The organism is Fodinibius sp. GM108, from assembly GCF_058386985.1.
This window is the reverse complement of the sequence record NZ_JBYEIR010000007.1, coordinates 261610-275486: the sequence shown is the minus strand read 5'-3', so window position 1 is coordinate 275486 and position 13877 is coordinate 261610. Positions and strand designations below refer to the sequence as shown.

Annotated in this window: 14 protein-coding genes; 4 read left to right on the top strand and 10 right to left on the bottom strand. The window is 39.0% G+C overall.

Annotated features, from left to right (window positions below):
* Positions 1-32 precede the first annotated feature (32 nt).
* From ACT3ID_RS14575 to ACT3ID_RS14565, 3 genes are all read right to left on the bottom strand, one after another.
* Positions 33-548, bottom strand: a complete 516-nt coding sequence (locus ACT3ID_RS14575; protein WP_491542785.1) for a phage replication initiation protein, NGO0469 family — start codon at positions 546-548, stop codon at positions 33-35.
* A 26-nt stretch (positions 549-574) separates the two neighbouring features.
* A complete protein-coding gene (locus ACT3ID_RS14570; RefSeq protein WP_491542784.1) occupies positions 575-1507 on the bottom strand; it encodes a YqaJ viral recombinase family nuclease in 933 nt (310 codons plus the stop codon).
* Between the two features lie 228 nt (positions 1508-1735).
* Positions 1736-2503, bottom strand: coding sequence for a DUF932 domain-containing protein (locus tag ACT3ID_RS14565; protein ID WP_491542783.1), 768 nt, complete (start codon positions 2501-2503; stop codon positions 1736-1738).
* 189 nt (positions 2504-2692) lie between these two features.
* Here ACT3ID_RS14565 and ACT3ID_RS14560 point away from each other — a divergent pair, with 189 nt between their 5' ends.
* Positions 2693-2944, top strand: coding sequence for a hypothetical protein (locus ACT3ID_RS14560; protein WP_491542782.1), 252 nt, complete (start codon positions 2693-2695; stop codon positions 2942-2944).
* Between the two features lie 343 nt (positions 2945-3287).
* Here the strand turns inward: ACT3ID_RS14560 and ACT3ID_RS14555 are convergent, their stop codons facing one another.
* Complete coding sequence (locus ACT3ID_RS14555; RefSeq protein ID WP_491542781.1) at positions 3288-3881, bottom strand: hypothetical protein; 594 nt, start codon at positions 3879-3881, stop codon at positions 3288-3290.
* A 122-nt stretch (positions 3882-4003) separates the two neighbouring features.
* Between ACT3ID_RS14555 and ACT3ID_RS14550 the strand changes: the two genes are divergently transcribed.
* Together ACT3ID_RS14550 and ACT3ID_RS14545 are read left to right on the top strand one after the other, a co-directional pair.
* A complete protein-coding gene (locus ACT3ID_RS14550) occupies positions 4004-6271 on the top strand; it encodes an argonaute/piwi family protein (protein WP_491542780.1) in 2268 nt (755 codons plus the stop codon).
* Position 6272: 1 nt separating this feature from the next.
* On the top strand, positions 6273-7145 hold the full coding sequence (locus ACT3ID_RS14545; protein WP_491542779.1) for a hypothetical protein: 873 nt from the start codon (positions 6273-6275) through the stop codon (positions 7143-7145).
* 57 nt (positions 7146-7202) lie between these two features.
* On the opposite strand, the gene ACT3ID_RS14540 is transcribed toward ACT3ID_RS14545, so the two are convergent.
* From ACT3ID_RS14540 to ACT3ID_RS14530, 3 genes are all read right to left on the bottom strand, one after another.
* Entirely contained in the window at positions 7203-8159 is a 957-nt protein-coding gene (locus ACT3ID_RS14540; RefSeq protein WP_491542778.1) for a hypothetical protein, read from the bottom strand.
* Between the two features lie 425 nt (positions 8160-8584).
* Complete coding sequence (locus tag ACT3ID_RS14535; RefSeq protein WP_491542777.1) at positions 8585-9400, bottom strand: DUF3800 domain-containing protein; 816 nt, start codon at positions 9398-9400, stop codon at positions 8585-8587.
* A 214-nt stretch (positions 9401-9614) separates the two neighbouring features.
* Positions 9615-10955, bottom strand: coding sequence for a Y-family DNA polymerase (locus ACT3ID_RS14530; protein ID WP_491542776.1), 1341 nt, complete (start codon positions 10953-10955; stop codon positions 9615-9617).
* Positions 10956-11035: 80 nt separating this feature from the next.
* Between ACT3ID_RS14530 and ACT3ID_RS14525 the strand changes: the two genes are divergently transcribed.
* A complete protein-coding gene (locus tag ACT3ID_RS14525) occupies positions 11036-11398 on the top strand; it encodes a hypothetical protein (RefSeq protein WP_491542775.1) in 363 nt (120 codons plus the stop codon).
* Here the strand turns inward: ACT3ID_RS14525 and lexA are convergent.
* The 3 genes from lexA to ligD form a co-directional block, all read right to left on the bottom strand.
* On the bottom strand, positions 11378-12025 hold the full coding sequence (lexA, locus tag ACT3ID_RS14520; RefSeq protein ID WP_491542774.1) for a transcriptional repressor LexA: 648 nt from the start codon (positions 12023-12025) through the stop codon (positions 11378-11380). The genes ACT3ID_RS14525 and lexA overlap by 21 nt on opposite strands.
* A gap of 172 nt (positions 12026-12197) precedes the next feature.
* Positions 12198-12728, bottom strand: a complete 531-nt coding sequence (locus ACT3ID_RS14515; protein ID WP_491542773.1) for a hypothetical protein — start codon at positions 12726-12728, stop codon at positions 12198-12200.
* Between the two features lie 193 nt (positions 12729-12921).
* Positions 12922-13839 carry a non-homologous end-joining DNA ligase gene (ligD, locus tag ACT3ID_RS14510; protein ID WP_491542772.1) on the bottom strand — a complete coding sequence of 306 codons (918 nt, stop codon included), beginning with the start codon at positions 13837-13839 and terminating at the stop codon, positions 12922-12924.
* Positions 13840-13877 lie beyond the last annotated feature (38 nt).

Sequence of the window (13877 nt, the reverse complement as noted above, 5' to 3'; positions counted from 1 at the left end):
GGGAGAGACTTTATCTCTCCCATAGTTAATGTTTAACTGGAGCCGTTTTGTGATTCTGCGTACTCTTCTGGCTCTTGATATTTCTCCCGCTCGATTACGCGGACGTACTCCCCACTGGGTCTTGTGACAAACCACTGTGGATTGCCGTCCTTGCCTTGCTCAGGCGGAAGTATCGACTCTATATTGGCGTAGGTGCGTTTGTCTGTCTGGTTGTGTGAAATATATATAATCGCACTCACGTCAATTAGTAACTCCAGATCAAATCCATTCTTGAGCTCGCTGGATTTAAAGTTCCTATTTCTCCACCTGGATAAATCCTGCCTGAGATTCGATTTTTCGTTGAGCGACTTTGTAAATCGCTTCCCGACCACGAATCTGTTACCGTCTTCATCCTCTGAATCGAGCTCAAACATGACCGTTACTTTTTCCTTCGGCCCCCATGGCGTTTCGACGGTTCCGATATCTACCACATCCACACATACGGCGTTGTAGATTCCTTCATCGGGGATTGGGTATTCTTTTTGTTTTTCCTTTATAACTAATGGCATAATTACCTCCTTGTTTGTTATTGAAATTATTTAACTGAAAATCGCCGGTAGGAGCTCTCAGTTTGATAAGCGGCATAGACCTCCGGCTTTTCCTTTCGAAGCTTCTTGGAGTCGAGCCTCTTCCTGCTATAGGATTTCCACGAGACTAAGGTGCGGCCGCCGTAGACGAGACGTTCGGCATCTCCGAGCTGGTCCTTGAGCAGGTTTTTCAGCTCAGTCTCCTGATCTTCGAGTTCAGACTTTTCGGCCCGTACCTGTTTAAGTTGCTGGTAGAGCTGACGATCAGACTTGGTGGCCTCCACAACCTTCCCATCCGAAGAGTCCGGATAGAGAATGAGCAAGTCTTCCTCATTTTGAGAGACTGGCCTTTTTCCTTGAACCATGTGCCTTTGCCACCATTCGATGGCCCGGATAGCTATCTCCTCGATTAGCTCTGGATTTTTCTTTATATAGATGGGTTCGTAAAACTCACATTCGTCCCGAGTATAAAGGAAAAGATAGGCATAGGAATAACCCGTAATACCTAGATACCACTGAATTTGCAGATCCCATGATTTGGGATACTGATAATCCAATGCTTTTAATCTATGGCTTGTCGTAGTCTTTAGCTCCAGTAGTCCAGTACCCTCTACACCGTCTCCATTAAGGATCTGGCGATCAATATTGGCACGAAGAAAATCATGCTCATCATGAACAAAAGGCTTATTAACCCGCCTTGTTTTAAGACCGGTAACATCTTCGAAGTAGCCTGCCATTACAGGCTCGAATACGTTCCCAAAATCTGCTACAGGATTATTAGTCTCGGGTTCAACCAATCCTTTTTTACGCATCCACAACTGTAGTGGAGTAGTATAGTTTGATTCTCCAAGAACGGCAGCCATATCACTGCCACCAATGTAGTTCTGGCGCTCTTTGACCCACTGATCAGTAGGAATTTCTGAGTTATAGTCGGTATTCATAGTTTTTGCTGTTTAAAGGGGTTCAAATTTGTGTATTCCAATAAAAAAGGCCGCTCAGTGGCGGCCTTTTTGGTCATCTTCCTCGGTGGGGTGCTCATCCAAGAGCACAATCCGAAGTACATCACGGATAAATTCCGTGGCAGAATCGATTAAATCTTTCATAGCATTATTTTCTGGTTATGATGATGATGATTTTTACGATCAATTTACCTAAGCTCATATCAGCACCTATATCCCAAATAGTTGGGATACGCTTCGCTGGTGGCGGGCCCGATGCGGCTTGTCTACATCATGGGAGATATAATTAGTCACGCGGTTGAGCAATTGCCATTGAGAAATGCGATTAACATCGTGCTCCTCCAGTATTTGGTCAGCCAGTCGCTTGGATATCTTGTTGCTGATACCTTCCACGAGTTCCTCATTAGCAGGAACATTCTCCAACATGCTAATCCGCTGTTGAATCTTTGGGAAATGGGCCTTGGCTTCGTCGAGCTTCTCCGAGAAATCCTCCAGGCTAAAGCCCGAGGTATGCTTGGAGTAATATCGCCCCAAGATCTCTCCGAATATCATGCCATTGGCACAAATAGCACGGATGGCTCCAAAGTAGAAGCGCACACCTTCCGACATATCATACGAGTTATGAAGGTAGAGCGATAGATTGATATCAGACTCCGAATCATGCAGCGTCAGGTTGGGAAAGGTAATCATCAGCCGCATGCGATTATTGCGGACGAAGGAATGTGATGCATCTATCTTGAATTCCTCCCCGCTGACGGCTAAAAACTGCAGCAGTTCATTGATAAGTGTTTCGTTGCGAATGATCCGATAGGAATCTTTCACAATACTGATTACTTCGTTAGTATCGTCACGGACGATACTCTTGTAATCGTTTTGTAGATAAGTGTTTTCGTTGCTCCAGTCAACGAATTCGCTTTGGAAATCATCAACAGCGACACGCCGCTCAGCGACGGGAAAGCAAAAATCTTTTAAGTCCATAAGAACCTCCTTGGTTGGTTAAGAATATGTTGAAAGGCCGTTCTATACGGCCCGCATTATTCTTATACCAAGAAATGGGATATTTTTAGGTGTATATTTTTGGGAAGGTCTTTCCAAAACGATTTAGAAACTTGATGGTTTCTCTAAAAATCATCGTTGTTGTTATTCTGACTTAAAAATACAATAGCTATGACTACTGCACGTAAAACCGAGAGAAGAATAAAGTTGATTAACGATTTAGCTGATTGTATTAAGAACTATCGTTATTTCGATGATACAACGAAGCGCGATAATTCAGAAAGAGAGTTGCAAAAAGCCATTTTCTATGAATTAATGGAGGGTATTCCCAGCTATTTGGCTAGTCATTATCATGAAGATGAAGAGTATTACAAGAATGAAATCCATGAAATATTTCCGATGGGAACAAAACAAGTATCATAGTGTGAAAAACTTCGCATTGTTTAATACTAATCATAGACCAGATGCAAAGTTATTTATTTCTGATCGAAGTCAAACATCAGTTACTATAGTAATTAAAGAGGGGAGATTCGGGTTCAAATTTACGATCAGGTCTAGGGCAAGCAATTCTATATAGTAAACAATTCGATTTCGTTATTTATACATTTATCGATACAACGCGAAATAGGAATATTCGAAGTTCAATAAGTGGTCGCTTTAATCCCAATAATGATGACGTAAGTATAGAAAGAAAGTTAATAAGTGAATTATGGGATTATCATAATGTTAGATTTCAAATTGTATGACGATCAGTGAACTATAAATATCAAGAGCTCATGTAACTTTGGTAATTGTATAGATCAATTATACAAGCCTCGATATAGTTTCCCACTTTCTGCATTATATCATAGAGATTTCTCATATCTATTGAATCAAGATCTTTTAAGTTTTTATTTTGGTCTTTGTCCATGGGGTAACGGAATGAAAAAGATTGGGGATCGATCTTGTTAAACTCAATAATTATATCTCTAACTATATTTTGCTCTACTTTACTATTAATGATGTCAGCTTTTTTAAGTATTTTATCCGATTTATCCCATAATTCTAATATCCTGTGGTGGAAGTTACTCTGTAGTTCATTTGTATGATAAATCTCATCTCCTGTCTTGATTATTTCTTTTAAGAGTAATTCCAAATATTGTCTATACAGGAAAAACATAGGATATACCAAGCTATCTACTTCCCAAGATTGATAATCATTTCTATGTTGATATATCAAGTCTGCAGCATTTTTATATGAATTCGCATAAGAGTAAAAACTTGGAGTTAAAGCTTTTATTATAGCATCGTGACCTTCTTTACTTTTATTGTGTATCGAATCGTTTTCACTTGGCCAAGGAATGTCAAAATTAATTTTCATTTTCTATGATTTTGCTAGTCTTAAAATTTGCATTTACTACTATTTCATTATTTACTACTTGTGCTATCACAATGATTAATCTATTTAAAAAGAAAACAAAACAATAGACTACTACACCACATATGTCATCAAAGAGTATTTTGACGAACTTCTTTCCTATAGATCTTTATCATCCTGAATATATTGAGTTAAAAATTTTCCCATATTCAAGAGATAAGCTTAGGAAATTACGAAAAGAATACAATGAGACACATTCCTTCTTTAGGGTTGGTGATCAAATTATTGGATCATGGATGGAGGGAGAGCAAATTGAAGGTGAAGATGTGCAGGTTGTTCCAAATGAATCTCAAGAAACTACTTCTTCCTTAATTAAGCATATCTTTTTTCGTGCATTTATTCAAAATACAGAGGATATAGTACCCCTAAATTTTCATCCATTTTCTTTTATTTCAAATAAAGATAGTCATGATGCAGTTAGATCTCATTTACCTGATAAATTAAAAGATTTCATTTCTTTTGATCGCCAATATGAGATTGCATTGAGGACTATAACATCAAGTAAGGGTGGGTTAAAATATGGGTTCGCGATAAATATTAACCATAGATGGGATATCAAAGAAAATATCGGGAGGTTAAGTAAAAGAGGGTTTAAGCTTAAAGGTCTTAATGCCATTCATTCTGAGCCTATTCCTGGGAAAAAAGGTATTCTTGCTCCATCAGAATCATTTTTAGGACCTATAGCAGAAATAAGTGGAGATACTGCTAAAATAGATTCTAATTATGGTAAAGTTGAATTGCCAACAGATGAGCTTTATCTCAGACGAAATACCTCTGAGATAAAGGAACTTCTTTCTCAAGTTTTAAATAAAGAACAGGCAGATAAAATAGTAAGTAAAGCTAGAAAAAGCAGTTATATAAAATCTGATTACAAAGATTACTACAGCAAAATTAGGAACTTAGTATCTAATGGTTTTTGCAAATGGAGATATTATAGTAAAGATGAATTTGAATTTATTTTCTCAAAAAACTCTGAATTAATACATAATGACTATTCTCTTGAATCGAACAAGTTCATTTTTGATTATGGTACAGGATCTGCTAGTTCATCTATAATCAAAGGGTTAAAAGAGTTTGGACCTTTTGATTCAAATTCTTTTACACCAAAGTCCCCAAAAATCCTAGTAGTATGTCATTCACAATCAAGAGGTGGATTTTCTTCTGCGATGGGATCACTAAGGGATGGAATAACATCAAGTAGTTACTATAGAAGGGGTATGAAGGATCTATTCCGTTTACAAGAATTAAATTTTGATTTTGCCGAAATAGCTGATTCTACTCCCGATGCTTATCTCCATGTCATTAGACAAAAATTAGCGCAAAATGACTATGATTTAGTGGTTCTAGAGGGTACTGATAAAGATGAATATACTACTCCTAAAGAGAATCCTTACTATCAGGTTAAGGCATTTTTACTTTCGCAAGGAATACCAGTTCAAGCCCTTCAAGCAAGAAATACACGAAATAAAAGGAGTCTACAATATATTTTAGCTCCATTAGCTCTTCAGATTTATTCTAAGATGGGGGGCGTTCCTTGGGTTTTACCATCTTCTAATGATGTAGATTGGGAAATTGTCGTGGGAGTTAGTCATACTTATATAAGAGATAATCAATACAGTGGGAATGAAAACTCTAGGATTGTTGGCCTGACCACTTTTTTCTCAAGTGATGGGAACCTACTTTTTTCTGACAACAGTAAAGCAACTGATTATGATAATTTCTTTGAAGAATTGCTTTTGAGTTTGAAAAGGTCGGTCAACCGATTAAGTCAAGAAATGGCGTGGAAAGAAGGACAAACAGTTAGGTTTATTTTTCACGTATTCAAACCTATGAAGAATACTGAATTAAGGGTAATACAAGAGCTCGTTAATGAATTTGAGGATTTTGAAATAAAGTTTGCCTTTGTTCAAGTAGTAAAAAATCATCCATTCTTATTATTTGATAAAAAGTCTAAGGGAGCTCGAAGAAATAAAGGAGGTAGAGTAAATAGAAAGTTTGTACCATTACGAGGTACCAATTTAATCCTAAATGAATCTGAATGTCTTTTAACAACATTAGGAGCAGATGAATTAAATATTCCGGGACAAGCTCCGAGTAGTCCAGTTTTAATACGCTTACATCAAGAGTCAACTTTTAAGGATATGCATCATATTGTCCAGCAGGTTTTTAAATTCTCTCACCACTCATGGCGTTCGATTAATCCAACGCACATGCCAGTTACTTTATATTATGCTAATATGATTGCAAGATTGTTAGGTAAACTCCGAGATGTACCAGAGTATACTCCAGAATCACTCCTTAATGTAATGAGGCGAAAGAAATGGTTCCTATAATATGAATGAAAGAAGTTCGGAATATTTAAGTGTTTTCAAAGAGTTTGTAACCGATCAACGGATAGAAGCTAAAAACCAATACAAGGAGTCAGATATCAGGCATCATGTATTGGCAGCGATGGTTGCGGTACAAGAAGATGACAAGCCTAAATTTGAACGCTCTCTCTCTTATATAAAAGAAAGGCAATATGATAAATATAGCCAATGGATTTATGATGATATAATGTTATTTGTAATAGCCTCTGGAGTGATAAAGTTTGGGATTTCACGCAGTTGGATAAATGATTTGTGCTTAACAAGGCTAAATAGCCAAGGCGGAGAAAAGAAAAAGTTTACTGAATCTATTCATCTAACTATCAATGGAAGTAGCTCGCAAAATTCGTATACCAAGGTACTACTATTTATTATTGCTGGTTCGGGGAATTCATTAACGGAATTAGAACTCAATAATGCTTTTAAAGCAGCCAAAGAAGATCTGCGAATAGGGTTAGACCATATTGGAGAAATAATCGCTCAGGCCTCTATTAAACACATAATTGTCCTGAAAGGATTAGAGGATATTGAATTAAGAGAAAAGCAACACCGTTTTATTGAAAATTTTAAAATACGTTCAAAACGTCTTGCTGGAATTGCATTCAATTTATCATTTCTTTCACTAGTAATTTTATTCCTTTTTTTAATATATCAAGCTGTCTTATTTGCTAGTGGCTTAGGAGAGGGACCCGTAGCTACGATCTTGTCTTCTGTTATATCTTCAGCTATATCTATAGGACCTTTCATATATTTGTACAAGAAAAAAGATGAAATTATCACTTGGTTAGATAAATTAATTCATCTTTACTGGGGAAAAATCTCCCCTTCTAAACTAGAATAAAAGATCGACTTTTAATTAGCCAATTAGGAAGTAGGTCCTAAGATGTAGGTGAGGAAATTATAGGTAAATAGCTTTTTTAAGTTTGGTAATATTGTCATATTCCATTAATTCAGAAAGCATACTCAAAGATTTGTTTATTATAGTTTCTTCTGAGTCTAATAAGGTGCCCAACTTCAATGCTTCATCATATTGTTTTAAAGCTAAGGAGTTTAAAACTCCTCTTACAATTGGTATAACTCTATCAGAATCTTCGGTAATTATACTTTGATAATTCGCATCATGAAAATTTCTTGGAATCAACTTCATTAAGGCATTTGAAAAACTACATGAAAAATTTTCTTTATCCCTAAAAAATGAGTCCTTTATTTGTGATAATTCGATTGATTGAGAAATTATCTTAGCTAAGAAAATAGCCCCTGCCTGAGATGATTGCATATCTAGTTCAGGACAATTTTCAGGTGAATTGCTGTGTTGTGAGCACCAAGAATGATGGTGATCTTCAAATTCAATCTTCGACAATTTATCTAGCATAATCTTGTCTTCCACCATAAGCTCGAGGCAAATATAATTGTTGTAGTAATGTTGTTCATTCTCAAAATCATACCACCAAGGACCTATTTTCTTTCTTGGATCATAGGGTTTTAGATCTGTTCTCTCTTTATTGGTAATCAAGATTCTACAAGCTGGTATTTTATAATCATCAATAACTTCAACCCAATAAATGTTCTTGTTTTTTAGAATTTCCTCAAGTTCAAATTCAAAACTAATGGTTCCATATCTATAACCAGGCCCCCAAGTATTTGGTGAAAGCCAACAAACTCTTGTTCTGGTAGTATTTAGTTTAGATTCATCAAATACTAATCTTGGCTTGATTTTATCATCTCTTATAATATTTATGGCAGTTGGTATATGACACACGTGCCAAACTTTTGACATGGGACAACACTTTCTATTAGTCCAATTTTTCTCCTTTGACGGATTACCAACTTTATACTTACTAAACTCTTTTTCCATACTATAAAAATTGAAATAATACAGTTTAGTGTTTCTCTATCATTCCTATCCCCAGCCGAGTAAGGATATCCTCATCACATCGTATTTGTGATAAGTCATTCGAGAATATGTCTAGTAATAGATTGAGATACTCCACAGTTGATAAAGAGATCATTGTAATCATCCTAATAGCTCCTGACAATTTTATTAGATAAATTTCTAGTATTATTAAGATATGATCTGAGGCAAAACGGTGACTCCTTTTTAGAACGTACTATTCAGAGTGAGGATATTAATTTCTGTTCAAACAAAAAAGAGTTAAGAGCAATCCAAAACTGCCACTATTGCAATCTATAATCGATCTACCTAGATCTATTATTATGTTATTCTGCCTTGTCTATATTTTATTTTTCGCTATTGGAAATGCCGATGCCTTGAAGATAAAATTAGTGCCACGTACTACGAGAGGAATGAGCTAGTATTTCTTGCTCTGATCTAAGTCCATTCAACTCTAAAAATTCCTGTAGCTGAGTATAATCTCGTCGATAACCTCCATGTCTTACCACCATTGGGCTAAAGTTTAGACTAGCCCTTTGAACATCACCTCTATTATTTTTGAGGAAGAGAGGTTCTAGCAATTGTAGAAGTATACCAGCAGTTTCTAAATGTTCATCTTGATCCAAAGAAAATGCATTTACCGCAAAGCGAAAAGACCCTAAAATAATGTCAACAACGGAAGGGAAGTTTGACTGGCCTATAGTTGAGTAGTGTAGACCTAAGATGTTACTTAACTGATATGGATCTTCGTGAGGTAATCCTCTCAAACCAATTGAAAATTTTTCTCTTAGATGATTATCTATCTCACCATCATCAAATCTATCAAATAAGATCATTCCATAATCGTTTCTAAGATATTCATGGAAGTTAAAAATCACACGATTTATTTCACGTCTCCGAGCAAGATTGACATCACCTCCATGAATGATTCTATGGTGAATCATTGAGGTAAAAATCTTACATTCATGTTCAATAGCTGCCTGAATTACATTCTGCTTCAGGTCAATAAATCCTTGATGATCAAGATTGTCAGGACCTGGATTGAATTTCAGTAAAAAATCTTGCTCCACCTCTGCCTCTCTTCTTATCTCATCAACCCTCATTGATAGGTCTTCCGCATTGATTTCGGGAATTGATAGACCACCATAGACAAAGAACTGATTATGGTCTTGTAGATTTGTCTCATCGCAATAGAAAAAATACATAGTCTAACCTCTTTATATTTGCTTCAAAGACATTAGCTCATAGACTCAATATGAAAGTTAATGGTTTCAAGGAAATCAACAAGCTTTTTAAACAGCTTGCAGTTTTACCTGTCAAAATTCTTTGAATTGATCTCCGTATTTCTTCATAGCAACTGCCCTTTCCTCTCCGTATAGTATCTTCGAAAAAGGAAAATCCAGCTGTAACCCATAGAAATCAAGAGCGCTCTAGGAAGTGCGTTTTTCCTTTGACAGAATCCATAATAGAGGCTTTGGTTAAGGTGTTATTTCCAAACTTGTTATTAATAGCATCCTTAACCAGGCAAAAGCGGCGCTGCTGGCTATCTTCCCGGAAAAACAGCTCTTGTTGATTTGAATGGTCGACTTTGACTGTCCCGATGCCGATGCCCCGAAGTGCATATCCTCCCTTAAGCAGGTTCTTAATTCGCGGGCGTGCTTTCTTCATGCACTCGTGGTGAATGTACCCGTCCAGGTTGGTGTACCCATCTGTGTTAAAACGAAAACTAATGCCTTTACGCTCCCGGTGTTGAATCCGCAGGTAACAGAAGTAGGATCGGGCCCGCAGGTTATAACCTCTCATGCGGTAGCACAGCCGGGAAATACCTTTCATCAGCTCTCCCCTTATTTCGGTAACATCAGTGGACTGCGTGCTGAAGGTATGCATGTAGTTGAGCTGCTCTTTGGTCGCCAGCTGGTCGGTGAGAACCCGCGCCCGGTCCTTGCCGGCCACCATCTCATACATAATTTTTCCAAAGTATTCTCCGAATAGGTCCTGAAACAGCTGGTATCCCTGTTGAATACCATCAGCTATCGTCTGAAGACCTTTGTTTTTCAGTTTCTCGTACCGCTTTCGTCCTATGCCCCAAACTTCATCCAACGGCAGCGGACCTAATACCTCCGAGGCTTCCTCTTTGTCTAAAACGAGCGTCAGTCCATCGGGCTTGTTGATGTCACTGGCCAGCTTGCTGTAAGTTTTCGAGTAGGAGATGCCAATCGAGCAGACTAGCCCGATCTCCTTATAGATCAGGTTCCGAAGCGCTTTCCCGTACCGGATGATCTCCGATCGAGGCTTGCCCTGCAGAAAGTTGATATCCAGGAAGTACTCATCCATCGAATACTTCTCCACCGTGGGAGCAAACTCTTCTAATACATCTTCAATAAGCCCGCTGATGCCTTTGTACTTCTCATAGTCGGCCTGCAGGCCAATGATATACGGGCAGATCTGCTCGGCCTCGTAGGCGCTCATGGCTGTCTTTATTCCCAGCGCTCGAGCCTCATACGAGCTGGTGGCCACAATGCCTCTGGGGATTCCCTTTTCGCCCTTATACCACCCGCCAATGTAGATGGGCATCCCGTGCAGCTTAAAACACTGCTGCTCGACTTGCGCATAAAAGCAGTTCATGTCCAGGTGCAGATATAAGCGCTGCTTGATGGAGCTGTGTTGCATGTCCCGACTGACGCACCGGTAGTCGGTAATCTTGTGCACGTCTTCATCGGGGTTATAGGTACCGGGGTCGATATTGCTCTCTTGTACCATGAAAAACAGTTGATATTGAGGGTTATCAATGGTTAATATACATGAAAAAATATATGAAATAAGAATATATTATTCATGCCATGCAAACAGTGCTAAAAGAAAAGGTTAACGTGTATTCGGTCTTCCGCAGCTTTAAAGGCACCGAGGAGCATTCCCGCAGCGGGTGGGAACACAAGCGGATCGAACCGAGGTATGTCCAGCGTAAAAAGGGAGAGATCCTGGAGATTAAAGAAGTCCGCCGCTCATATGCCCAGCGCAAGGGCAAGCGCGTGCAGGTCCATTTTGTCATATGCACCAACGAAGATCGCTACTTTCACCTGGTTTATGATGCTGATAAGATCATCTGGATCCTGTTATATGAGTTTGACGATCAGATGCTCTTTGACGAAAAGGAAGTGGACGTAGATATCCAGTGGAACGGGTTATCCGGACCGGAAGATTAGTCCCCAGTTGCCGTTGCTCTTCCAGGCTTTACCTACAAAGGTCCCAAAGACGGTAATTTCTTCCCATTCATCAGGAGTAATACTTATGGGCTCGTAAGAAGGATTTTCCGGCTGAAGCAAAACGCCGTCCGACTTTTTCCGGATCGTCTTTAAGGTGGTTTCCCCGTTGTAGAGGATTGCTCCGATTTCCCCGTCTTTCGGCGGACGTGGATCGATGATAATATAATCGCCATCGCGGATGTCCGCATCAATCATGCTTTCCCCATCCACGATAAGGGCAAAATAGTGGTCCGACTTGGAGGGATGAATTTCCACGGGGAGATGGCCCAGGTTTTCGCTTATCGCCTGATGCATCCCTCCCGCAGCAATGCGTCCCTTAACAGGAATGCCGGGATAAAAACCAGGAAGCTGGTTGCGCTTGCTGGGATGGAGGTCATAGTTCCCTCGCCCTTTCTTTATCAGATAGTTTTTCTTTTCCAGGGCGTTGAGGTGTTGGAAGATGCTGTTGGTAGAACTATAGCCGAACTCCTCCTGCATTTCGGCATACGAGGGAAACTGGCTGTAATCATCAAGATATTCTACAATAAACTCCCAGAGCTCGGATTGTTTGTCTGTAAGTGATTTCATAGGGGGAGAATTATACAAAGAAAAATATGAAAAACAATATGAAGAAGGCGTTAAACCTATGAAATGAAAATTTTTTGTAAGGAATCGGCTGCAAAAAGGTCTTACTATTGAACTCTGTATGTTTCCGGTATGAATCGGGCCAGTCTTAGCGGGCTGGCCTTTTTTTATTTTGTTATAAACTAAAAGCTATACCAAAACCAACCGAAATCATTTGCTGACCACCAGAAATGCTACCATACCAGTAATGATCAGATCTCTGGGGCTGAGAATTTAGGATCATCTCAATATTGAGATACGGTGTGGCAGTTCTTCCTAGCCTGTAACCACCACCTAATCCCAGCAGTAGGTAATCAGTCCTTACTAAATAATTTATATCCCCGCTATAGCCGTATATAGCTTTAAGCTTACCTGAGCAAAGAGATTGATCAACTACGTCTGTTCGCTCCGTATCTAGGCAGTATTCCCATCCCCCGGCTTGTTGACCTTGGTAGCGATCTCCCTTTGGCATTACATTGAGGTTTAAAGGAGAAACTGACACGAAAAAATCCGAAATGCCAATATTGATGCTCCCGTCCACGCCAAATCCGCTGGTTGCAGTATATTTGTAGCCGCTCTGCAGGGAAATAGAGTAAAAGCTCTGACTGAATGCTAACGCTGGTAATAGCAGCAGTAGAACTATAAGCAACAAACACCGGTTACTCATTGTCTAGCTGTTTTTGGTACCGCCTGTAAATAAAGATAAAGAGTCGCGACTATAACAGCCGCGATAAAGGTATAGATATTAGGCGCAATGGAAGCAAGCATGTCATCGAATAAATTAAATCTCAAAAACAATTACGTTGTTACAAATGAGAATAACAAAGTGGTTTCTGCTTAAATAGTATTTACCTATTCCATTAGGATTCAACCTTAAAACGCTCGAATACCGGTGCTCGAAAAGTGCCGTTTGGATTCAGTTCATTATACGATATTTCCGCCGTAATAAAAGGTTTAACCCACACGGTTCCCTTGGAAGATGGTGCAAAATCTGGCCGATCTGTTTTATCAAGCATATCGAGCAATGAACGCGTTTCTTTCATGTCTTTATAAGAAAAACCTGTACCGACCTTTCCCCGATAGATCAAATCGCTATTATCTATTTCAGCAACATGAAGAGCCCCAAATGTGTTGGAGCGATCACCTTCTCCCTTAGTGTAACCAATGATCTTACAATCGGCATAATGTCTGATTTTTACTTTCTTCCAGCTGCTTGATCGCTTTCCCGGCATATACTGGCTGTCGATTTTCTTGGCCAGGATTCCTTCAAGTTTTTGCTCTTTGGCTGCTTTGAAAAGTCTGTCTCCATCACTAAAAGTTTCACTTAACCGGTACTGCTCATTCGGCCTTAATACTTCAGACAATTGCTCTCTTCTACTCCACAGTGGTTTGCTTATTAGCAGATTGTTATCCAGATAGAGGCAATCAAACACGTAGCAGTGGACCGGATGAGATTTAGCTAGACGCTTGATACTTAGCTCATTTGTAGTCCGGACTCGTTTAATAATTCGGCTAAAAGTGGGTTTGCCTTCTTTATCCGGGCAGATGATCTCACAATCAAAGACTCCATTTGTTACATCAAATAGCTGGTCTTGCAGTTCGGGAAATTGGTCGGTAACGTCATTCTGATTTCGTGTGTAAATGGAGAGTTTACCCTCATTGATGACCAGTATAGCGCGGATACCGTCCCACTTGACTTCATAAAGATAATCGCCAGTTGGTATTTCCTCTGTCAGCTTAGCCAGCATCGGCTTTATTGGATCATCCAGCCAGTCCATTGAATGTTTAATCTATGTAAATTGACTTAATCATAAAC